The sequence below is a fragment of the Bacillus cereus group sp. BfR-BA-01347 genome (genome assembly GCF_022663835.1).
GTDB lineage: Bacteria > Bacillota > Bacilli > Bacillales > Bacillaceae_G > Bacillus_A > Bacillus_A thuringiensis_K.
Genome location: NZ_JAKUGG010000002.1, coordinates 376,364 through 399,674, shown reverse-complemented (window position 1 = coordinate 399,674; position 23,311 = coordinate 376,364). Strand labels below are relative to the sequence as shown.

Here is a 23,311-nt window from a genome sequence, read left to right as displayed (position 1 = left end):
ATCATGCTACATTTAATGAAGCTAGAATTGAAAAAGTTTAAGCTTGGTTGGTACGTGAAGAGAGCAATTATTGCAAATGTTGTTATACTGGCATTAATGATCTTTGTGAGCATCATCGCTCAAGTAGAAGGTGATGCAGAAATAAGGAATCCAGAGACGATATTGTTAATGGCTAGCACAATAGTAAGAGCAACGTTTATTATTTTTGGTAGTGTATTAATCGCAAGGTTAATAATTGGCGAATATAAAAACAAAACAATACTACTTATGTTTTCTTATCCTATTAACCGAAAGGAAATGATGGCTAGTAAGTTGACTATTACAGCGATAGTAACATTTATAACAGTTATTGTATCTAACATTTTAGTAGTAGGAGTTTTCTTTGGGATAGATAGTTATTTTTCAATTCTTCCTAATTCATTCACAGTAGATCAATTGATGCAAGAAGGAATAAAACTAGTTCCTTTAGCCATTGCAACTGCGGGAATGAGTTTAATCCCATTATATTTCGGAATGCGTAAACGTTCCGTGCCAACTACAATTGTTTCATCTCTTATCGTTGTCTCAATTGCAATGAATGGCAACCCAGCGTTTTCTATAGCAACTTTTCTTCCCCTTCAACTAGCATTGGCGACAATTGGAGTTGTGATTGCATATTACGGCATTAAAAATATAGAGAAGGAAGATATAACTGTATGATAAGAATATGTGAAAAAGAGTTGGCGTTACACCAACTCTTTTTTGTATATGTACGCTTCGTTACTACTCTATAAATTTAGAGTGTGTGCTTAAATACTTTTGCACTTCTGGAGAAATGTTAAAGTTATTAGGATTTTTATATTCGATAGTAAACTCGCCGTCGGTACTTGTTTCAAAGGAGATTGCATAGCTATTCATTTTAGCATCGTAAGAAGTATTTTTGACTTCTGCATTTAGGTTAAAATATTTTGTAATATACTCTTTTGATTCCGTAATTGCTGCTTGTTTTCCCCAAGGGGTACCATAATAGGTGAAATAAAGAGATACACTAATAACTCCAATAAGAGAAGTTAGTAAAATAGTTCCCATAACTATTTTTTTATTTTTTGTATTCAATTTGGTTACTCCTCTTCATAATATGTATTTATTTTAACCTATCTTTTCCATAAAACAATCATTTAGTAAAAAATAGTTTCACATGAAACAAGTTACAGAAAAAGACCAGATGTGTAAACACCTTGTCTTTTTTGTTGTTACATTTTAGGAGCTTCCATTCCAGCCGCAGCCCATTCTTCTTTTGAAGGACCATATATGCCAGGGACTGTTAAGGCAGCTTGTCGCATTAAAACTGTCATTTGCCCGCGGTGATGATTTTGATGATTAATAAGTGTCATTAAAAATATAGAATTCGGCATAGGACGACCAAAGAAGTCGTTAATAGTAGCTAAGTCTTTATCAGTCCATTTATTTTGAAGTGTTTCAACGAAAGCCGCGTTCACTTTACGGTATTCATCTGCAATTGTTTTTGCAGAAGTTGGAACAGGATAATCTTTTGTTTCTCCTTCAAACTTTAGCCCTGTGCCAGATAGTATAACAGGAATTGCCGTCACGATATGCCAAGCAACCCTGCCTAACGTCCAGTGCCCAGGTGCGATTTCTTGTGACAAAGATTCATCTGTTAATGCATCGAGCATCTTTTGAGTAGACTCAGCCTCGTATGTCCATGATTGCAAGAAGCCTTTAAGTGTTTGATACATTGTTATCCCCCCTAGTTATGTTCATAGGTTAAATTCGTGAAAAAAAGATAGTTTCCTTTAGGCTTATGAGAATGAATTAAAAAAGAGGCTTCTCACATAAGAAGCCTCTTTTTTAATTAACCTTCTTCCCGCTCTGCCTCATCAACCATAAGAAATAAGGTGCTCCAAGTACAGCAACGACAAGTCCAGAAGGAATTTCTTTTGGGTATGCAATTGTTCGGCCGAGTAAGTCAGCGATGGCAAGAAGGATTGCTCCAAACAGTGCTGAGCAAACGAATAGTCTTTGATGATTTATACCAACAACAATTCTTGCTAAGTGAGGTGCGACAAGGCCTAGAAAGGCAATCGTACCGACAGCAGCGATATTTACTGATGCAAGTAGTGTCGCTAGCACAATTAGAGCAAGCCGTGTTTTATTTACTGGTTGCCCAAGTCCAGTTGCTAAATCGTCTCCAAGTACGAGAACGTCAAGTTGTTTTATTAAGAAAAAGATAATGAATACAAGAATTAGAGATGGATATAGAATGATATTTTCTAAGTGATTCCATCCTCTTGCATACGTGCTGCCAGATAACCATGTTAAAGCAGCGGCAACATTCAAATTGGCTCTAACGATAAAGATTTGAATAATTGCTGAGCCAAGTGCAGAAATACCAATTCCTATTAAAGCAAGAGCTGTTGGGCTAAACCCTGATTTCCATGAGAAGAAGAGGACAATTCCTACTGCAAGTAGTCCTCCGATAAATGCACCAATTGGTAGGAAGAAACCAGGAAGTGTAGGAAAGACATACATAATAGTTAAAGCACCGACACCAGCTCCCGATGAAATACCAATAATAGAAGGATCGGCAAGTGGGTTTCGTAATATAGCTTGGAAAACAAGCCCACTTATTGCAAGGCATGCGCCAGCAATAGCAGCAACGAGCATTCTTGGTAAACGAAGATTTATCATCATGTTTTTGTCAAATTGTGTTAATTGACCTGATATAACATTTGTAATGCTTTCGATATAAGTGTTACTACCGATTGTAACACCAAGAGCAATCGTCACAATACAAAGTGTGATAGAAATAAGGATTACCTTTTTATAAGAGTAATAGCGGGAACTAGCTCCAGCTGCATTCGCACCGTTATCATTCATATATTGTTTCGACTTCATCATTCGATACACTAAGTAAATAAGCCAAGGAGATCCAATCATTGCTGTGACTGCCCCAACAGGAAGTTCTGCACCGGTTGGATCTATTAATCTACCGACAACATCTGCTCCAAGCAATAATACTGCCCCCCATAAGAAAGAAGAGAGAAGAAGAGTAAAGTGTTGACGGTATCCGATAAGGCGCATTAAATGAGGTGCAACTAAGCCGACAAAGCCAATTGGTCCAACAACAGTAACAATTACTGCTGTTAAAAAGATTGCAGCAATGAAGGCGATAAGACGTGTTACTGCTGTTTTTTCACCAAGAGAAATAGCAACATCATCACCAAGTAAGAGAATGTTGAGTTTACGAGACATAAATAGTAAAACTAGGAAAGAAATAATGATAAATGGAAAAGCAAATTGAACGCCATCCCAGTTATTTTGAATAAGAGAGCCAGCTCCCCATAAAAATAAACCAGCTGTTTCATTTTCATAGAAAAGCTGCATCGTTCCGGTAAAGGCAGAAAGCATTAATGTAACGACCATACCAGCTAATGCCATTCTAAGTAGGGTTCCCTTTTTTCCACCAGAAATACGGTATACAAATAAAGCAGTAATAGCACCGCCGATAAATGTGAACAGAAGAGAATTAATTTGTAAACCTTTCGGTAAGAAAATTGTAGCCGCTACTAGAAAGAAATATGCGCCAGAGTGAATACCCATTGTACTGGATTCAGCGAGTGGATTTTTCGTTAACGTTTGTAAAATAACCCCTGATGCAGCAAGAGCGCCTCCAGCTAAAATGGCAATTACAGCTCTAGGTAATCGAAGCATGATTAAAGTTTGATGTTCTAGCGATTGGTTCGGTGAGATAAGAGCATCAATAATCATACTATAGGAAATGTTTGCTTGACCTTGTCCGATATGAATAAAGAAAAGGAGGAGCAAGAGAGCTGCTCCTCCTCCGAATACAAGACTTGCTCGAAGTGTATGTTTTAGGCTATTCATCGTGTAATCACTTCTTCGCTGTCATGACATCTGCTACTTGTGTTGCTAAAGATGTTGCAGACTCAGGACCACCGAAAATCCAAGTGTCGCCTTTTAATTTATACATTTTGTTTTCTTTTTTGAACTTTAATTCTTCCCAAGCAGGGTTGCCTTTTAGTTGCGTGTCAAAAATGTTATCTTCATCCGCTACAATGTAAATGAAGTTTGAATCTTGTACACTTTGTAATGATTCTACAGTTGTTTGTTTGAAACCATCTGGCTCAGATTTCCCTGCTTCAAAAGTATTTGTTAAACCTAATTTTTTTGTAACTTGTAAAGCTAAAGAATTGTCAGTTAAGATACGGAATGTTGGTACGTTTTTAGCAGTAAATGCTTGTGCCATTGCTATGTTTTTATCTTTTAAGTCTGCTTTCTCAATTTTTGCTTTTGCATTAGCAAATGCTTTATCCATATCAGCTAATACTTTTTTACCTTCTTCTTCTTTCCCAACTGCTTTTGCAATTTGTTTAAATGTTTCTGTCATTTCAGCAAAGTGATCGTTATTACTTGTTGATGGATCAAACATAACTGTTGGTGCAATTTGCTCTAATTCATTTTTAATTGCTTTACCACGGAATGAAGCTGTGATAATTAAGTCTGGTTTTAAACGGCTAATTTCTTCTAAGTTTGGTTGTTGACGTGTCCCTACATCTACAACATCTTTACTCGGTTTTGTTTTTGTATTTACCCATTTATTATAATTCTTAATGTCTGCCATCCCTACTGGCTGAACACCAAGTGCTAATAAGTCTTCTGAATATACCCACTCAAGTACAACTACTTTTTTCGCTGGTTTATCTAACTTCGTTTCCCCTTCAGCGTGTTTAATTGTTATAGCTTGATTTTTATTGTCCGCTTTTGTTTCTTTTTTCTCCTCTTTTTGCTGTCCGCATCCAACAGCGAATAGAAGAACTACTATGAAAATACTGAGAATTTTCTTCATCTTCTGCCCCCAAATTAAGTGTTTTTTGTAACTAGCACCACAAGTGAAAATGGTTATCAATTACAACACCAAAATCATACTATGAGGGTATTTTAAGTGTCAATATATTTTTAAAATTTTGACGAAAAATAACAGATTATACGGATTTTTATATGTTACAGTCGCTATTTATGAAGAATAAGCCTCTTTACTAAAAATATTGGCGAATGTGGAAAGTTTAAATGGGAACTTGGCTGTGTACGAAAGTGTAATGTGTATGGTTAATAATCTGTGGAGATGAGGCGAAAGTACAAGCAAAAGGAGAGTGAATCGCATGTAATAATTACTAGAATGTATGGAAGAAATCTGTGTTTTATCCCCGACTAGGCAAAGTATTTCTTTGTCATTTAGATAGGTGTTTTTTAATTCGGTGATTGCGCTAAAAAGATCGAATGTAAAGGAAGTGATCAACATGTCTTCATGGAGCAATAACATAAATGGATATTGTGGGTGTAATAATCAAAATGGTGTACATGTTGATTCATGCTGTTTTAGTTGCGATGGGACAGTCCCTAAAGTTGGTCCAACAGGTCCGACGGGGGCAACAGGAGCAACAGGCGACACAGGTCCAACGGGAGCAACAGGCGATACAGGTCCGACGGGGGCAACAGGAGCAACAGGCCCGACGGGAGCGACAGGAATAACAGGAACAACAGGCCCAACGGGAGCGACAGGAATAACAGGAGCAACAGGAATAACAGGAGTAACAGGCCCAACGGGAGCGACAGGAGCAACAGGAATAACAGGAGCAACGGGTCCAACGGGAGCGACAGGTTCAACCGGAGTAACGGGAGTAACAGGCTCAACAGGAGCAACGGGAGCAACAGGCACAAGTATAACGGCAACGTACGCATTTGCAAATAATACGTCGGGTACAGCAATATCGGTACTACTAGGTGGAACAAATGTCCCGCTTCCAAACAATCAGAATATCGGTCCGGGTATCACAGTGTCTGCGGGGAACACAGTATTTACGGCTGCAAATGCAGGGAATTATTATATTTCATATTCAATTAATATAACGGCTTCATTATTAGTTAGTTCACGAATTACAATTAATGGGGCACCGCTTGCTGGGACTATTAATTCTCCTGCATTAGCAACGACATCATTTAGTGCGACAATTATTACGACTCTTGCGGCGGGGAGTGCAATTAGTTTGCAATTATTTGGTTTGTTAGCTGTTGCAACATTATCAACAACTACTCCAGGAGCAGTGTTAACGATAATAAGATTGAGCTAAACCATAACTCTCTTACTCTTTTAAGATTAGGAGAGTTTCTACATATAATAAGAAGTTAATGAAGTAAAGCATAGTTATAAAAAAGTCAGAATATTATGATTGTAACGCTATGGTGACTATAATATAATGAAAATAACCATCATGAATGAACATTCATTTATCCCGCTATTTGTGGGCAGTAAGATCCCGCCTTAAAATTCAGCGAAAGTAAAGAAGTTAGCTGGGTGATTAACTGTCCGTAAAAGCCCGATTGGTGTGGGCTAATAATCAGTGGGGCTGAACAAAACCTCCACTGATTAAAGTTTCACTTTATTTTTTATGTATTTGAAGGGGGAATGAAGGTGGAAAAACCATGGTTGAAAAGTTATCCAGAGGAAATTCCTAGTACGATTTCTTATGATATTCAGCCGCTTCATAGATATGTAGAACAGATGGCTTCTCGCTACCCAGAAAAGAAAGCGCTTCACTTTTTAGGGAAGGATATTACGTTTTCGGACTTCCATGATAAGGTAAAGAGGTTTGCAAATTATCTTCAAAAGCTCGGTGTGGAAAAGGGTGATCGAGTTGCTATTATGTTGCCGAATTGTCCGCAAGCTGTAATTGGTTATTACGGTACATTACTTGCGGGAGGTATCGTAGTACAAACAAATCCACTGTATACAGAAAGAGAATTAGAATATCAGCTTCATGACTCGGGAGCAAAAGTAATTCTTTGTCTCGATTTAGTGTTTCCAAGAGTAACGAATGTTCAATCTGCTACAAAAATTGAGCATATTATCGTAACTCGTATTGCGGACTTTTTACCATTCCCTAAAAATCTATTGTATCCATTTGTGCAGAAAAAACAGTCGAATTTAGTTGTGAAAGTATCAGAGAGTGAAACGATTCATCTTTGGAATTCAGTAGAAAAAGAAGTGGATACGGATGTTGAGGTGCCTTGTGATCCTGAAAATGATTTAGCTCTTTTACAGTACACAGGAGGAACAACTGGATTTCCGAAAGGCGTTATGTTAACGCATAAAAACCTCGTCTCTAACACGTTAATGGGAGTTCAATGGTTATATAATTGCAAAGAAGGAGAAGAAGTCGTTCTTGGGGTTCTTCCATTTTTCCACGTGTACGGCATGACGGCTGTTATGAATTTGAGTGTTATGCAAGGATACAAAATGGTCCTTATTCCAAAGTTTGATATGAAAATGGTCTTTGAAGCGATTAAGAAGCATAAAGTGACACTATTTCCAGGGGCACCAACTATTTATATCGCTCTTTTAAATAGCCCACTTTTAAAAGAATACGATATTTCTTCTATTCGTGCTTGTATTAGTGGATCAGCACCACTGCCAGTAGAAGTACAGGAAAAGTTCGAAACAGTTACAGGTGGTAAACTAGTAGAGGGATATGGTTTAACAGAATCCTCTCCGGTTACACATAGTAATTTTTTATGGGAAAAGCGAGTGCCAGGTAGCATTGGAGTTCCGTGGCCAGATACAGAAGCAATCATTATGTCACTTGAAACTGGTGAGGAATTACCGCCAGGAGAAATAGGGGAAATTGTAGTGAAAGGTCCTCAAATTATGAAAGGGTACTGGAATAAGCCAGAGGAAACAGCGGCTGTATTGCAAGATGGCTGGCTCCATACAGGTGATGTTGGCTACATGGATGAGGATGGATTCTTCTATGTAAAAGATCGCAAGAAAGATATGATTGTCGCGAGTGGATTTAATGTGTATCCTCGTGAAGTTGAAGAAGTATTATATGAGCATGAAAAAGTGCAAGAAGTAGTGACAATTGGAGTTCCAGATCCGTACCGAGGAGAGACAGTTAAAGCATTTGTTGTGTTAAAAGAAGGTACGGAGTGCTCTGAGGAAGAATTAAATCAGTTTGCACGTAAATATTTAGCGGCTTATAAAGTGCCGAAAGTATATGAGTTTAGAGATGAATTGCCGAAAACGACAGTAGGGAAAATTTTACGACGTGTTCTAATAGATGAAGAGAAGAGAAAGAATGAGGATGAGCAAACGGGCTAAGGCCCTTTCTTTTTGAAAAAATAGGATTGACACTTTTCTAAATAGTCAGTATTATAAGAATATGAATGACTATTCATTCAGTCATCTTCTTGAAGGGGACAGTAAAGTGAAGAAAAATAGACCGAAATACAATCAAATTATTGATGCGGCAGTCATTGTGATTGCGGAAAATGGGTACCACCAAGCGCAAGTTTCTAAAATCGCAAAGCAAGCTGGGGTAGCTGATGGCACGATTTATTTATATTTTAAAAATAAAGAAGATATATTAATATCCTTATTCCAAGAGAAGATGGGAGAATTTGTCGAAACAATTCGTCAAAAAACAGCAGGAATTGAAAGCGCTGTATCGAAGTTATTCATGTTGGTAGAAACGCACTTCTTGCTGTTGTCGCAAAATGATCCTCTTGCTATCGTTACGCAATTAGAGCTGAGGCAGTCCAATCAAGACTTGCGCCTTAAAATAAATGAAGTATTAAAAGGCTACTTACAAGTTATGGATGAGATTTTAGAGACTGGTATAAAACAAGGTGAATTTCAAGCAGATTTAAATGTTCGCGTGGCAAGACAAATGATCTTTGGAACAGTAGATGAAGTTGTGACCAATTGGGTAATGAGCGATCATAAGTATGATCTGGTCGCACTTTCAAAAACGGTACACGGGCTACTTATTGCAGCTTGTGGCTATCGTCAATAATGGGAGGGATCATGTTGAAATTCCTATCTGTAAGAGTTGAAGATCATATCGCGGTGGCGACGTTAAATCACGCACCAGCAAATGCGATGTCTTCACAAGTTATGCATGACGTTACTGAATTAATTGATCAAGTGGAAAAGGATGATAACATTCGTGTTGTTGTTATTCACGGTGAAGGACGTTTCTTCTCAGCGGGAGCAGATATTAAAGAATTTACATCTGTTACTGAAGCGAAGCAAGCAACAGAATTAGCACAGCTTGGACAAGTTACGTTTGAGCGTGTTGAAAAATGTTCAAAACCAGTTATTGCGGCAATTCATGGAGCGGCACTGGGCGGCGGCCTTGAGTTTGCTATGTCTTGCCACATGCGCTTTGCAACTGAAAGTGCAAAACTTGGTTTACCCGAATTAACACTTGGATTAATTCCTGGCTTTGCAGGTACACAGCGCTTACCACGTTATGTTGGGAAAGCGAAAGCTTGTGAAATGATGTTAACAAGTACACCAATTACTGGTGCAGAAGCGTTAAAGTGGGGACTTGTTAACGGATTGTTCTCTGAAGAATCACTTTTAGATGATACGCTTAAAGTCGCAAAACAAATTGCTGGAAAAAGTCCAGCAACAACTCGTGCTGTACTAGAATTATTGCAAACGACAAAATCGTCTCATTACTATGAAGGTGTACAACGTGAATCACAGATTTTTGGTGAAGTATTTACGAGTGAAGATGGAAGAGAAGGTGTAGCTGCATTTTTAGAAAAGCGTAAACCTTCATTTAGTGGCAGGTAGTTCAATTATTTTTTGATATAAATTAACAGAAAATTAAAATTGATAGAATCTTTCTGAAAAACAAGGGGGTAAATGGAATGAACATCTACGTACTCATGAAACGAACATTTGATACAGAAGAAAAAATCGTAATTAAAAACGGTGCAATTTACGATGGCGAAGCGGAATTCATCATCAACCCTTACGATGAATATGCAATTGAAGAAGCAATTCAAGTAAGAGACGCACAAGGTGGAGAAGTTACAGTTGTAACAGTCGGTGGCGAAGATAGTGAGAAAGAACTTCGTACTGCATTAGCAATGGGCTGTGATAAAGCGGTATTAATTAATATTGAAGATGATGTAGAAAATGGTGACCAGTTCACGACAGCAAAAGTGCTTGCTGAATATTTAAAAGATAAAGATGCAGATTTAATTTTAGGCGGAAACGTTGCAATTGATGGTGCATCTGGACAAGTAGGACCACGCGTAGCTGAAGCGTTAAATATTCCGTATGTAACGACAATTACAAAACTTGAAATTGACGGTACAAATGTGAAGATTGAGCGTGATGTTGAAGGGGATACAGAAGTGATTGCAACTTCATTACCAGTTTTAGTAACAGCACAACAAGGTTTAAATGAACCGCGTTATCCATCGCTTCCAGGTATTATGAAAGCGAAGAAAAAGCCACTAGAAGAATTAGAATTAGATGATTTAGATTTAGAAGATGATGATGTGGAAGCAAAGACAAAAACAATTGAAATCTATTTGCCTCCTAAGAAAGATGCAGGAAAAGTGTTACAAGGCGAGCTGCAAGATCAAGTAAAAGAACTTGTATCGTTGCTCCATACAGAAGCGAAAGTAATCTAATAAAATACGAAATTATATATGCAGGAGGGAAAATCTATGGCTCGTAAAGTATTAGTAATGGGTGAAGTTCGTGATGGATCGCTACGTAACGTTTCGTTTGAAGCGGTAGCAGCAGCAAAAACAATTGCAGAAGGCGGTGAAGTAGTAGGTCTTCTAATTGGAGACAGCGTTGCCTCTTTTGCAAAAGAATTGATTCATTACGGTGCAGATCGCGTTGTGACAGTTGAAAATGATAAATTAAAATCATATACATCTGATGGTTATGCACAAGCGTTTTTAGCTGTACATGCTGAAGAAAATCCAGAAGGTATTGTCTTTGGACATACAGCACTTGGTAAAGATTTATCACCAAAATTAGCAGCGAAGCTTGAAGCTGGTTTAGTTTCTGACGTAACTGCTTTAGAGGTTGAAGGTGGAAATGTTATCTTCACTCGTCCAATTTACTCTGGTAAAGCATTCGAGAAGAAGATTGTAACAGACGGCATCTTATTTGCGACAGTGCGTCCAAATAACATTGCAACTCTGGAAAAAGATGAGTCTCGCAGCGGTGACGTATCTTCTATTACAGTTGATGTGAAAGATTTACGTACAATCATTCAAGATGTTGTCCGTAAAACGGCAGAAGGTGTTGATCTTTCTGAAGCGAAAGTTATTATCGCTGGCGGACGCGGTGTAAAGAGTGAAGAAGGCTTTAAACCATTAAAAGAGTTAGCTGACGTACTAGGCGGCGCTGTTGGGGCATCTCGTGGTGCTTGTGACGCTGAATACTGTGATTATTCATTACAAATCGGTCAAACTGGTAAAGTTGTTACGCCAGACTTATACATTGCATGTGGTATTTCTGGTGCGATTCAGCATTTAGCAGGTATGTCTAACTCAAAAATCATCGTTGCGATTAATAAAGATCCAGAAGCAAGTATCTTTAAAGTAGCTGACTACGGTATTGTCGGTGACTTATTCGAAGTTGTACCTCTTTTAACAGAAGAGTTTAAAAAGTTAAAAGTACATTCATGATTTAAGTACCCTTGAGTTCCAAGTGAAGTACCCCTATATATAGAAAAAGGTGAGAGATCCCCTGTCTCTCATCTTTTTAGTTTTTAATCCGTATTTTTATATAGTATAAAGGAACATTTTTTTGTTACAATACATAACGATACATATTATTCGCCACGTATATAAGTTAATGATATACTCTTGGTAGAATATACTTGAAGGAGGAAATAAAATGGCAATTGTAAACGCAAATGACCAAAGCTTCGCAGCTGAAACTAGCGAAGGTGTTGTATTATTAGATTTCTGGGCACCTTGGTGTGGACCTTGTAAAATGATCGCTCCTGTATTAGAGGAAATCGATGCAGAACTAGGCGAAAAAGTAAAAGTAGTAAAAGTAGACGTTGATGAAAACCAAGAAACTGCTCGTCAATTCGAAGTAATGAGTATTCCAGCTCTTTTCGTATTAAAAGACGGTAAAGTAGTTGATCAAGCGTTAGGTTACAAACCGAAAGAAGCGTTAGTAGAATTAGTTTCTAAACACTTCTAAAATAAAGGGGCTACCATTTGGTAGCTTTTTTTATTTTCTTTTTTACAGTCTTTCCGTTACAATAAAAGAACGTATGTTGGGTGTTTGGGCATAGTATGTTTTCAAGGGGAAATAAAAATGCTAAGTATGTAGAAATGGAGGGAGACGAGTGCACGAACATTTGAAAGAGAAGTTGGCCATTTTACCAGATCAACCTGGTTGTTATTTGATGAAAGATAAGCAAGGAACGGTTATATATGTCGGAAAGGCAAAAGTGCTTAAAAATCGTGTGCGCTCGTACTTTACTGGTTCACATGATGGGAAAACACTGCGGCTTGTAGGAGAAATTGTTGATTTTGAATATATTGTAACCTCTTCGAATTTAGAAGCGCTTATTTTAGAGTTAAATCTAATTAAAAAATATGATCCGAAATATAATATTCAATTAAAAGATGATAAAACATATCCCTTTATTAAAATTACGGCGGAGAAGCAACCGCGCTTACTCATTACTCGAAACGTAAAAAAGGATAAAGGGAAATATTTTGGTCCTTATCCAAATGCACAATCTGCTCATGAAACGAAAAAACTGCTAGATCGTATGTATCCACTTCGGAAATGCACGAATATGCCAGATAAAGTTTGTTTGTATTATCATATGGGTCAATGTTTAGCACCTTGTGTGAAAGAAGTGACGGAAGAACAAAATAAAGAAATTGTAGATGAAATTATTAAGTTTTTAAATGGTGGACATAAAGAAGTTCGTTCAGAATTAGAAACAAAAATGTATGAGGCCTCAGAGAAACTAGAGTTTGAACGTGCAAAAGAGTTGCGTGATCAAATTGCTCATATTGATGCGATTATGGAAAAACAAAAGATGATTATGAGTGACTTAGTGGATCGTGATGTGTTTGGATATGCAGTGGATAAAGGATGGATGTGTGTTCAAGTTTTCTTTGTTCGAAAAGGAAAGCTAATTGAACGCGATGTTTCTATGTTTCCAATTTACGATGAACCAGAAGAGGGTTTTTTAACTTTTATCGGCCAATTTTATGAAAACAGTAGTCATTTTAAGCCGAAGGAAATTGTCGTTCCAGGAAGTATAGACTCGGAATTAGTAGAGCGGTTTTTAGAAGTAGAAGCAACACAGCCGAAACGTGGTAAGAAAAAAGACCTTGTAGAATTAGCAAATAAAAATGCGAAGATTGCTCTTGAAGAGAAGTTCTACTTAATTGAACGTGATGAAGAACGAACGATTAAAGCGGTAGATCATTTAGGGAAGCAGCTTGGGATTGAAACACCGTATCGTATTGAAGCGTTTGATAACTCAAATATTCAAGGAACAAATCCCGTTTCTGCAATGATTGCTTTTATCGATGGGAAACCGGCGAAGAAAGAGTATCGAAAATATAAAATTAAAACGGTTCAAGGACCAGACGATTATGAGTCTATGAGGGAAGTTGTGAGGCGCCGTTATACAAGGGCGCTTAAAGAAAATTCACCTTTACCTGATTTGATTATTATTGATGGAGGAAAAGGCCATCTAGCGGCTGCAAGTGATATTTTAGAGAATGAGCTCGGATTATATATTCCGATGGCAGGTCTTGTAAAAGATGATAAACATAAAACCTCCCATTTAATTATTGGGGATCCACCGGAACCTGTGATGCTTGAGAGAAATAGCCAAGAATTTTATTTATTGCAGCGTATTCAAGATGAGGTGCATCGATTTGCGATTACATTCCATCGTCAATTACATGGGAAATCTGTCATTCAATCAGCGTTGGATGATATTCCAGGAATCGGTGATAAACGGAAAAAGGTATTGTTAAAACATTTTGGTTCATTAAAGAAGATGAAAGAAGCTTCTATAGAGGAATTTGTCGAAGCGGGTATGCCAAAAAATGTCGCGGAGACGATTTATACGTATTTAACAGATAAGAAGACGTTGTAGTTTACAACGTCTTCTGTTTTTTGATATAATTTCTGAAGATTTAAAATAAACACATCTGAATGAAAATACAAAAAAGTCAACTAAACTGATATGTCTAGTTGACTGTAGGTAATGCTTACACTTCAATGAGATCTTTTATATCCCATTTTACAAGAAATGTAATAGAGTCAGAACGTTTTTTCTTTTCTTCGTATGACTCTGCAACGACGTTCCGTTGCTTTTGGATTTGTTCAGCGATGAATCCGGCTTCTAGTTGATAAGAAGAATGTCGTTTTTGTTTTTGACGTTCTGCAATGAGTGTACCTTTAAGTTGGAACTGCATTTCACGACGCTTATGTTCAACAATGCTTAAAGTGCCCCAGCCAGCCTTTTCAAAGAACTGAATGACTTCTTCAATTGTTTCTAGCGGATATTTTCTTGCAAGGTTTCTACCAGACCAGTATAAAATACCATCTAAATCGTTGCCGATTAAATCAGGTAGTAATTCTTCACGTAGCAATTCATAAGCGAAGGCGTTCAATGAAACATCTTCTAAAGATGTTGTATCGATTGTATTTTTGCTCACAATATTCCCCTCTTTCTATAGGGATTATTATATAACATTTCACATTTATAAAAACAGATTTTTCTTTAGGAAAATCTGAATATATAAGAAGAAAAAAAGAATTGGCAAATTATATGCAAATTATGTATACGTTTTCTTGACGCTTCGACAAAAATAGGAGTAAAATGAACTTGGTATCAAATTATGCTGAAATATTTCGAATAATTTTTTCAGTTTTTCTTATGCCAATAGTGAAAAAACATTATTGTTGTAAACTAATCTGAAAACAGCAGTCAAACATTCAAGGGGGGTAATGGGGACATGAAAGGCCGCGAGTATACGTTTCGTAAGTGGCACTCATTAATGGGGGTCATCCCGGTTGGTGTCTTTTTGACGCAACATTTAATTGTAAACAACTTTGCAACACGAGGAGCAGAGGCTTTTAACAAAGCTGCAGGCTTTATGGAGCTCCTTCCATTCCGGTATGCGCTAGAAATTTTCATCATCTTTTTACCGATACTGTACCATGCTATATATGGCTTATATATTGCATTTACAGCTAAGAACAATGCGGTTTCTTACGGTTATTTCCGTAACTGGATGTTCGTCTTCCAAAGAATTTCAGGTATCGTTACGCTGATCTTCATTTCTTGGCACGTCTGGGAAACTCGTATTCAAGCAATGTTAGGTAAAGAGGTAAACTATGATATGATGGCAGATATTTTAAACAATCCAGCTATGTTTGCATTCTACTTAGTTGGTGTTGTTTCAACAATTTTCCACTTTGCAAATGGACTATGGACATTCTGCATCAGCTGGGGAATTACAGTATCTCCACGTTCACAAAGAATCTCTACTTATGTAACATTAGCTATTTTCTTAGGTTTATCTTATGTAGGTGTGAGTGCATTATTAGCGTTCATCGATCCACAGCTAGCAAACCAGTAAGGAGTGGGAGAGCATGAAAGGGAAACTTATAGTAGTCGGCGGTGGCTTGGCTGGCTTAATGGCAACGATTAAAGCGGCAGAAGCAGGAGTAAATGTTGAACTGTTTTCTTTAGTACCAGTAAAACGTTCACATTCTGTATGTGCTCAGGGCGGAATTAACGGTGCCGTAAATACGAAAGGTGAAGGGGATTCTCCATGGATCCACTTTGACGATACAATTTATGGTGGGGACTTCTTAGCGAACCAACCACCAGTTAAAGCAATGTGTGAAGCAGCACCTGGTATCATTCATTTAATGGACCGTATGGGTGTTATGTTTAACCGTACGGAAGAAGGACTTCTTGATTTCCGTCGATTTGGTGGAACGCAACATCACCGTACAGCATTTGCTGGTGCAACAACTGGACAGCAATTACTTTACGCATTAGATGAGCAAGTACGTCGTCACGAAGTAGCAGGACTTGTAACGAAATATGAAGGTTGGGATTTCTTACGAGCTGTTGTTGATGATGAAGGTGTGTGCCGAGGAATCGTTGCACAAGACTTACAAACTATGGAGATTAGAAGTTTCGGAGCAGATGCCGTGATTATGGCAACAGGGGGCCCTGGTATCATTTTCGGAAAATCAACAAACTCCATTATCAATACAGGTACAGCAGCTTCTGCTGTATATCAACAAGGCGCATACTATGCAAACGGTGAGTTCATTCAAATTCACCCAACGGCAATTCCTGGAGACGATAAATTACGTCTTATGAGTGAATCTGCACGTGGTGAAGGTGGACGTGTTTGGACATATAAAGATGGTAAACCATGGTACTTCTTAGAAGAAAAATATCCGGCTTACGGAAACCTTGTACCTCGTGACATCGCAACACGTGAAATCTTTGATGTTTGCGTAGAGCAAAAACTAGGTATTAACGGTGAAAACATGGTGTATTTAGATCTTTCTCATAAAGATCCAAAAGAACTAGATATTAAACTAGGTGGAATTATTGAAATCTATGAGAAATTTACAGGGGATGATCCTCGTAAACTACCAATGAAAATCTTCCCAGCTGTTCACTATTCAATGGGCGGACTATGGGTTGATTATAAACAGATGACAAATATTCCAGGTTTATTTGCAGCAGGTGAATGTGATTATTCTATGCACGGAGGTAACCGTCTTGGTGCGAACTCACTATTATCAGCAATTTATGGTGGTATGGTAGCGGGACCAAACGCAATTGAATATATGAAAGGTCTTTCTAAATCATCGGATGCTGTTTCATCTACTGTATATGAACAAAATGAATTAATCGAAACAGAGAAATTTAACAATATTTTAACGATGGATGGTAACGAAAATGCGTATGTTCTTCATAAAGAGCTTGGAGAATGGATGACAGATAACGTTACAGTAGTTCGTGAAAATAAAAAATTATTAGAAACAGATGCGAAAATTGAAGAATTAATGGCTCGTTACAAACGTATTAACATTAACGATACAGCAAGATGGAGTAACCAAGGTGCTTCATTTACACGCCAACTTGCAAATATGTTTGAGTTAGCACGTGTTATTACAATTGGCGCATATAACCGTAATGAGAGCCGTGGGGCGCATTACAAACCTGAATTCCCAAATCGTGATGATGCAAACTTCTTAAAAACTACGATGGCAAAATTTGAGGGAGAAGGAAATGCACCAGCATTCCATTACGAAGACGTTGATATTTCATTAATTAAACCGCGTAAACGTGATTATTCTTCAAAACACGATGTAGCTGCTAAGGGTGAAGAGAAGGGGGATAAACAACATGTCTGAGAAAACAATCCGCCTCATCATTACGAGACAAGACGGGCCAGATGCGCAAGCGTTTGACCAAGAGTTTGAAATTCCATATCGTCCGAATATGAATATTATCTCAGCACTTATGGAAATCCGTCGTAATCCTGTTGATTCAAAAGGGAACCAAACAACTCCGATTGCATGGGATATGAACTGCTTAGAGGAAGTATGTGGTGCATGTTCGATGGTGATTAACGGAAAACCACGTCAATCATGTACGGCACTTATCGATCAATTAGAGCAACCAATTCGCTTAAAACCGATGAAGACATTCCCGGTTGTACGTGACTTGCAAGTTGATCGTAGTCGCATGTTTAATGCTCTAAAACGCGTTAAAGCGTGGATTCCAATTGATGGTACGTATGACCTAGGGCCAGGACCAAGAATGCCTGAGAAAAAGCGTCAATGGGCTTATGAGCTTTCAAAATGTATGACATGTGGTGTTTGCTTAGAATCATGTCCAAACGTAAACAGTAAGTCTGACTTTATTGGACCAGCACCGTTATCACAAGCTCGCTTATTCAACTCACATCCAACGGGTGAAATGCATAAAGCAGATCGCTTACGTGCAATTATGGGAGATGGAGGACTAGCAAACTGTGGTAACTCTCAAAACTGTGTGCAATCATGTCCGAAGGGTATTCCTTTAACAACTTCAATTGCGGCATTAAACCGTGATACAACAATTCAATCGTTCAAAGATTTCTTTGGTAGCGATAATAACTATTAATAAATATTGCCTCTTCATATCGAAGAGGCAATATTTATAACTGTATTTTTCTGTTTATTCTGTTTATTTAAAGGTGAAAAGGAGAGATAACAATGAAGAGGATTTCTTATATTGAAGACTTTGAGCAATGGGAAAGTGGTTTTTCGTTTTACAACCCTGTAAAGGTTCGTTTTGGTGAAGTAGATATGTTTGGACATGTAAATAATGTCGTTGCTTTTACTTATTTTGAAGAAGCTCGTATTGCGTTGTTTAAAGAACTTGGATTTATGCAAGAGTGGACACATGCATCATCAGAAACGATGATCGTTGTTGCGGATTTACAATGTAATTTTATTAAGCAAATATATTTTGATGAACAGCTGAAGGTGTATGTAAAGGCAGGATCGGTCGGGAATTCTTCTTTAGATTTACATTATATGGTGAAGAATGCAGCAGGAGAGGTTTGTTTAGTAGGTCGTGGAATGATGGTTCAAGCGTCGAAAAAAACAGGAAGAGGCGAACCATGGCCTGAAGAATGGAAGAAGAAATTAATACAATAATAGAGTGAAAGAAAAATAAGAGAGCAATTTGCTCTCTTATTTTTTGTCTTCCATCGCTTCTTCTAATGTTAAGTGATGTTTATATAGGTATGTAGCGTATGGATTACCAACGTAGCGTAAGTGCCATGGTTCATATGCATATTCTGTTGTATCTGTTTTATCTTCTAAGTAACGAATGACAAAGCCGAATTCATGAGCGTGTTCTGCGACCCATTTTCCTTCTGCTGTCTCCCCGAAGATAGGCTCTAATTGAAATTTAGCTGATTTTGAACTAATATCCATTGCTAAACCCGTTTGGTGTTCACTTGTACCAGGAATTGCGCTTACCGAATTAGCTTCGGCTTTTCCTTGACGTCTAACGTATGTATCATGCAACGATTTTTGGCGTTTGTATGAACGATAACCAGATACAGCTGTAAGATCAAGCCCTTCTTTTTTCGCAGCTTTAAACATGTTTTCAAGTGCCTCTGCAGCATCTTTTCGCAGCAATGTTTTTTCTTTATCTTTTGGACTAATAAATGGTACATTTGGTCTCGTTAAGTCTTCAGGAATGTATCCATCTGGTAGTTTTCGATGTTTATTAATTAAGACAAGATTAGATTTTGGATTTGTTACAACTGAAAAGTCATTGTCTATTTTCTTTGCATTATGATCAGCTTTTGGAAAAGCAGGAATCTCTTCTTTTTTATGGTTATTATGCTTTTGACTTTCGACAGCTTTTGCTTCATTATTTAGTGGTGTTTTAGAACCAAAGTAAGCGAAAGATGTGATACCGATTACAATAGTAGTGGCAGAAATAATTATTATCTTTTTCATGATGCCTTGTAATCACAGTCCCTTCTTCATAAAATGTGTAATGTTTTTTTTATTATAAATCTAGTTTGTTGGAAAAGGAATATAAGAGTCATAACGTAATAGAAATGCAAAGAAAATGTCAGAAAATGTGTGAATTTGTAGTATTTTTTTATATAATTCATTTCTTATCTTTCATGAAATGCATTTTTTATGTAATATATATACATAAGAAGATGTAGCGATTATCGAGAATAGAGAACTTCTTGTATAGACTAGGAGTGAATGGGAATGGATTTTGCAACAATTATTGGACTTATTTTAGGATTTGTAGCAGTGGTAGTAGGGATGGTCGTCAAGGGCGCTGACATAACAGCCTTATTAAATCCTGCCGCAGCATTAATTATTTTTATCGGTACATTTGCTGCAGTATGTATTGCATTTCCGATGAATCAACTAAAAAGGGTTCCAAAACTATTTAAAGTTCTTTTTGGTTCAAATAAAAAGGATTTAAGTTATGAACAGTTGCTAGAATTATTTGTTCATTGGACATCTGAAAGTAGAAAATACGGTATTTTGTCTTTAGAGCAACAATTAGACAAAATTCAAGATGAATTTCTTTTGCGCGGTATGAAATTTGTGATTGATGGCGTATCCGCAGAAGATTTAGAGCAGATTTTGGAATCTGAATTAGAGGCAATTGAAGAAAGACATGCAAAGGGAGCTGCTATTTTTTCACAAGCTGGTACGTATGCACCGACATTAGGAGTTTTAGGTGCTGTTATCGGTCTTGTAGCTGCGCTTGGTAACTTAACTGATATTGAAAAGTTAGGTCATGCTATTTCGGGTGCGTTTATTGCAACGATTTTTGGTATTTTTTCAGGTTATGTATTATGGCATCCATTTGCAAATAAGTTAAAGCAAAAATCTTCAGCTGAAATTGAGAAAAAACGTTTAATCATTGATTGTTTATTAATGTTACAAGAAGGTACATATCCGTTTATTATGAAGAACCGCATTTTAGGTGCACTTTCTGCAACTGAGCGTAAAAAGCTAGAAAAAGGAGCAGAAAAAAATGCGGAGTAAGAAAAATAGAAGAGGTAAAAAGAAAAAACATGATGAGCATATCGATGAAACGTGGTTAATCCCATATTCTGATATGTTAACGTTGTTATTTGCATTGTTTATCGTTTTATTCGCAATGAGTAGTATAGATGCTGCGAAGTTTAAACAGATGGCAGTTGCTTTTCGAAGTGAATTAGCTGGGGGAACAGGTAACAAAGAATTTTTAAGTGATCAAAAGCCAAATGATGAAAAAGAATTATCAGCAAGTAGCCTTGAGGCAGAACAAGCAAAAAAACAAGAAGAAGCTAGAGCTAAAGAAAAAAAAGAGATGGATGAATTGAAAGCATTACAAAAAAAGATTGATCAATATATTAATGAAAAACAATTATCCTCTTCTTTTCAAACTAAATTAACTGAAAAGGGATTAATGGTGACAATATTAGAAAATATACTGTTTGATTCGGGGAAAGCAGATGTGAAATTAGAATCTTTAGGGATTGCAAAAGAGATGTCTAGCTTACTTGTTTCAGCGTCACCTCGTGAAATTACAGTATCGGGTCATACAGATAATGTCCCTATTGCCAATGCGCAGTTTGCGTCGAATTGGGAATTAAGTACGCAGCGGGCAGTTAATTTTATGCAAGTATTACTGCAAAATAAAGAATTACAACCAGAAAAATTTAGTGCGATTGGATACGGAGAATACCGTTCAATTGCTCCAAACGATACACAAGAAGGAAAGGCAAAGAATAGACGTGTGGAAGTATTTATCTTGCCTTTAACAGAGAAAGTAAAATAAAAGAGGATGGCGAATGCCATCCTCTTTTATTTTACTTCAAATGATTTTAAGTTGTCGCGACGGATTTTATCTTTTTCTGCATCTGATTTTTTGAAATCATAATCATATAAAGCGCCTTCCCAATCGCCATACATTGGATTCGGGAAAATAATGAATTTCTCACCAAATTGTGCTTTTGAATCTGCTACTGTTTGGTTACGATCTTTTACAGATTTTCCATCAAAACCTGTGAAATCAGATAAGTTATCACCGAAGAATAAGACAATATCATGAGTTTGAGAAACGAGTTCACGGCGTTTTTCTTTTCCTTTTTCTTTCGGATCTTGTAGTAATATATGTTCTTTCGTTGCTTGAGGAGCACCTACACGCTCAAGATTTTTTATTGTTGCATCTAGTTGATTCGTTTTACGATTTGAGATGTAGTAAATATCTACACCTTTAGACTCTGTATATTTTAAGAAATCAATTGCGCCTGGAAGGGCTTCAGCCTCAGCTTTGCTAATCCAATCATCCCATTTGTAAGGATAGCCTTTGCCTGTTTTTACGCTCATTGCTTGATGAGGACTGTTATCTAAAACAGTTTCGTCTAAATCAAGCACGATAGCAGGTTTTTTCTCTGTCCCTTTTGCAAGAATTGCATCAAGCTTTAATTGACCAATGTTGTACCCTTGGTAGTAAAGTGCTTTCGCTTCACCGGCTGTTTGATACCATAAATCAGCCATTAATTGTTGTTCTGTTAATTTTACTTTCTCTTCTTTTGCCACTGTTTTCTCTGGTGTTCCTGAACATGCTACAAGTGATGTAGATAGAACCGCTACAGATAATAAAGTGGTAATGCCCCTCTTCATCTTCATATGTATCCTCCTTGATGTTAGAAAATCATTTTATATTATATATTAAAATATAATATTTTTATATGAACATTTGCATATTGTCTTTTGTATATATAGTAGTATGTCCTATATTAGAAAGATGAGCAAAATAATAATAGTTATTTTGACAAGTTTTATTGTCGTAATGACAATTATAATTGACAAAAAGAAATTTGTTATTTACAATTTTAACTAAATAGAACAAATGATGGATTAATGACGATGTTTACATATAAGAGGATGAAGCGTGGTGCTATATTTTGTCTTGAATAAACATAGTCTTTGAAAGAGAGTACGAATGATACTAAAGGGGAGGCTTTATACTTGAGTTTACAAATTCAAAACTTAACGAAACAATTTGGGGAATCAAAAGCAGTTAACGGTTTGCAAATTTCGTTACCAAAAGGTGAAGTACTAGGGTTACTTGGACGAAATGGTGCAGGGAAAACAACAACAATCAAAATGCTTCTCGGATTATTAACGCCTAATGAAGGTTCGATTACATGGGATGGAAAAGCATTTGGAAATAGTGGTGTAACAATTGGGTATTTACCAGAAGAAAGAGGTTTATATACAAAAAGTAGAGTAATAGATCAGCTGCGATATTTTGGTAGATTAGAAGGAATGTCGAAGAAAGAAGTGGATCACGCTATTGATCACTGGTTAGAGCGTTTAGCGATACCAGAATATAAATTTAAAACGGCTGGAGAGCTTTCAAAAGGGAATCAGCAAAAAATCCAATTAATTGCTGCTCTTCTTCATAATCCGGAACTTCTCATTTTAGATGAACCATTCAGCGGCCTTGATCCAGTTAATGCTGGGATGTTATCTAGTATTATTGAAGAACAAGTACAGAGCGGAAAGACGATTATTTTATCAAGTCATCGTATGGAACAAGTAGAGGCTTTTTGCCAACATGTATGTATTTTGAAAAAAGGTGAAGCAGTCGTAAAAGGACAGCTAAGTGATATTAAGAAAGAATACGGTTTCCGTAATTTAACGATTGAAGATACAGTAGAGAATGAAAAGGGATTAGAAGCTATACATGTATCGTATGAAAAACAACAAGGCCTTCTTTATGTGAAAGTACAAGACGATGCGGAAGCTCTCAAGATTTTGCAACAGTTGCAAGAGCAAGGTGTTAGCTTACGACAATTCAAAATGTTAGAGCCGACGTTAAACGAAATCTTTGTAGAGAGGGCGAAATAA

At 37.1% G+C, this 23,311-nt stretch carries 23 protein-coding genes; 16 read left to right on the top strand and 7 right to left on the bottom strand.

Annotated elements, in window-relative coordinates:
• Window positions 1-3 precede the first annotated feature (3 nt).
• Window positions 4-699, top strand: a complete 696-nt coding sequence (locus MR143_RS05375) for an ABC transporter permease (RefSeq protein WP_000902930.1) — start codon at window positions 4-6, stop codon at window positions 697-699.
• 63 nt (window positions 700-762) lie between these two features.
• Here the strand turns inward: MR143_RS05375 and MR143_RS05370 are convergent, their stop codons facing one another.
• From MR143_RS05370 to MR143_RS05355, 4 genes are all read right to left on the bottom strand, one after another.
• On the bottom strand, window positions 763-1,095 hold the full coding sequence (locus MR143_RS05370) for a YfjL-like protein (RefSeq protein ID WP_001093310.1): 333 nt from the start codon (window positions 1,093-1,095) through the stop codon (window positions 763-765).
• A 137-nt stretch (window positions 1,096-1,232) separates the two neighbouring features.
• Window positions 1,233-1,736: a DinB family protein gene (locus MR143_RS05365; protein ID WP_000285030.1), complete on the bottom strand. Its 504-nt coding sequence runs from the start codon at window positions 1,734-1,736 to the stop codon at window positions 1,233-1,235.
• Between the two features lie 112 nt (window positions 1,737-1,848).
• A complete protein-coding gene (gene fhuB / locus MR143_RS05360; protein WP_242280621.1) occupies window positions 1,849-3,885 on the bottom strand; it encodes a Fe(3+)-hydroxamate ABC transporter permease FhuB in 2,037 nt (678 codons plus the stop codon).
• A gap of 7 nt (window positions 3,886-3,892) precedes the next feature.
• On the bottom strand, window positions 3,893-4,867 hold the full coding sequence (locus MR143_RS05355) for an ABC transporter substrate-binding protein (RefSeq protein ID WP_000722822.1): 975 nt from the start codon (window positions 4,865-4,867) through the stop codon (window positions 3,893-3,895).
• 451 nt (window positions 4,868-5,318) lie between these two features.
• Between MR143_RS05355 and MR143_RS05350 the strand changes: the two genes are divergently transcribed.
• The 8 genes from MR143_RS05350 (at window position 5,319) to uvrC (ending at window position 13,982) form a co-directional block, all read left to right on the top strand.
• Window positions 5,319-6,149 carry a BclA C-terminal domain-containing protein gene (locus tag MR143_RS05350; RefSeq protein WP_242280620.1) on the top strand — a complete coding sequence of 277 codons (831 nt, stop codon included), beginning with the start codon at window positions 5,319-5,321 and terminating at the stop codon, window positions 6,147-6,149.
• Between the two features lie 341 nt (window positions 6,150-6,490).
• Window positions 6,491-8,176, top strand: a complete 1,686-nt coding sequence (locus MR143_RS05345; RefSeq protein ID WP_000414740.1) for a long-chain-fatty-acid--CoA ligase — start codon at window positions 6,491-6,493, stop codon at window positions 8,174-8,176.
• Between the two features lie 106 nt (window positions 8,177-8,282).
• Window positions 8,283-8,870 (top strand): TetR/AcrR family transcriptional regulator, encoded by a 588-nt coding sequence (locus tag MR143_RS05340; protein WP_000742223.1) that lies wholly within the window; start codon window positions 8,283-8,285, stop codon window positions 8,868-8,870.
• Window positions 8,871-8,881: 11 nt separating this feature from the next.
• Window positions 8,882-9,658, top strand: coding sequence for an enoyl-CoA hydratase (locus tag MR143_RS05335; RefSeq protein ID WP_000911292.1), 777 nt, complete (start codon window positions 8,882-8,884; stop codon window positions 9,656-9,658).
• A 77-nt stretch (window positions 9,659-9,735) separates the two neighbouring features.
• Window positions 9,736-10,509, top strand: a complete 774-nt coding sequence (etfB, locus tag MR143_RS05330; protein ID WP_001029027.1) for an electron transfer flavoprotein subunit beta — start codon at window positions 9,736-9,738, stop codon at window positions 10,507-10,509.
• Window positions 10,510-10,545: 36 nt separating this feature from the next.
• Complete coding sequence (etfA, locus tag MR143_RS05325) at window positions 10,546-11,523, top strand: electron transfer flavoprotein subunit alpha (protein WP_000101942.1); 978 nt, start codon at window positions 10,546-10,548, stop codon at window positions 11,521-11,523.
• Window positions 11,524-11,734: 211 nt separating this feature from the next.
• Window positions 11,735-12,049, top strand: a complete 315-nt coding sequence (gene trxA / locus MR143_RS05320) for a thioredoxin (protein WP_001018943.1) — start codon at window positions 11,735-11,737, stop codon at window positions 12,047-12,049.
• A 148-nt stretch (window positions 12,050-12,197) separates the two neighbouring features.
• On the top strand, window positions 12,198-13,982 hold the full coding sequence (gene uvrC / locus MR143_RS05315) for an excinuclease ABC subunit C (protein WP_000544299.1): 1,785 nt from the start codon (window positions 12,198-12,200) through the stop codon (window positions 13,980-13,982).
• 115 nt (window positions 13,983-14,097) lie between these two features.
• On the opposite strand, the gene MR143_RS05310 is transcribed toward uvrC, so the two are convergent.
• A complete protein-coding gene (locus MR143_RS05310; RefSeq protein WP_000042226.1) occupies window positions 14,098-14,547 on the bottom strand; it encodes a YslB family protein in 450 nt (149 codons plus the stop codon).
• A 300-nt stretch (window positions 14,548-14,847) separates the two neighbouring features.
• Between MR143_RS05310 and sdhC the strand changes: the two genes are divergently transcribed.
• From sdhC to MR143_RS05290, 4 genes are all read left to right on the top strand, one after another.
• On the top strand, window positions 14,848-15,474 hold the full coding sequence (gene sdhC, locus MR143_RS05305) for a succinate dehydrogenase cytochrome B558 (protein WP_000678354.1): 627 nt from the start codon (window positions 14,848-14,850) through the stop codon (window positions 15,472-15,474).
• Between the two features lie 13 nt (window positions 15,475-15,487).
• Entirely contained in the window at window positions 15,488-17,281 is a 1,794-nt protein-coding gene (gene sdhA, locus MR143_RS05300; RefSeq protein WP_000676750.1) for a succinate dehydrogenase flavoprotein subunit, read from the top strand.
• On the top strand, window positions 17,274-18,035 hold the full coding sequence (gene sdhB, locus MR143_RS05295; RefSeq protein WP_001291827.1) for a succinate dehydrogenase iron-sulfur subunit: 762 nt from the start codon (window positions 17,274-17,276) through the stop codon (window positions 18,033-18,035). Before sdhA ends, sdhB begins: the two co-directional genes overlap by 8 nt.
• A gap of 92 nt (window positions 18,036-18,127) precedes the next feature.
• Complete coding sequence (locus tag MR143_RS05290; RefSeq protein ID WP_000822733.1) at window positions 18,128-18,574, top strand: acyl-CoA thioesterase; 447 nt, start codon at window positions 18,128-18,130, stop codon at window positions 18,572-18,574.
• Between the two features lie 36 nt (window positions 18,575-18,610).
• Here MR143_RS05290 and MR143_RS05285 read toward each other — a convergent pair whose 3' ends face one another.
• Window positions 18,611-19,390: a M15 family metallopeptidase gene (locus tag MR143_RS05285; RefSeq protein WP_000720203.1), complete on the bottom strand. Its 780-nt coding sequence runs from the start codon at window positions 19,388-19,390 to the stop codon at window positions 18,611-18,613.
• A 267-nt stretch (window positions 19,391-19,657) separates the two neighbouring features.
• Here MR143_RS05285 and motA point away from each other — a divergent pair, with 267 nt between their 5' ends.
• Window positions 19,658-20,452 (top strand): flagellar motor stator protein MotA, encoded by a 795-nt coding sequence (motA, locus tag MR143_RS05280; protein WP_000344853.1) that lies wholly within the window; start codon window positions 19,658-19,660, stop codon window positions 20,450-20,452.
• Window positions 20,442-21,230 carry a flagellar motor protein MotB gene (gene motB, locus MR143_RS05275; RefSeq protein ID WP_001256734.1) on the top strand — a complete coding sequence of 263 codons (789 nt, stop codon included), beginning with the start codon at window positions 20,442-20,444 and terminating at the stop codon, window positions 21,228-21,230. Before motA ends, motB begins: the two co-directional genes overlap by 11 nt.
• 26 nt (window positions 21,231-21,256) lie before the next feature.
• Here motB and MR143_RS05270 read toward each other — a convergent pair whose 3' ends face one another.
• Window positions 21,257-22,084 carry a 5'-nucleotidase, lipoprotein e(P4) family gene (locus MR143_RS05270; RefSeq protein WP_000782758.1) on the bottom strand — a complete coding sequence of 276 codons (828 nt, stop codon included), beginning with the start codon at window positions 22,082-22,084 and terminating at the stop codon, window positions 21,257-21,259.
• A gap of 342 nt (window positions 22,085-22,426) precedes the next feature.
• On the opposite strand from MR143_RS05270, the gene MR143_RS05265 reads away from it, so the two are divergent.
• Window positions 22,427-23,311, top strand: coding sequence for an ABC transporter ATP-binding protein (locus MR143_RS05265; RefSeq protein ID WP_000058121.1), 885 nt, complete (start codon window positions 22,427-22,429; stop codon window positions 23,309-23,311).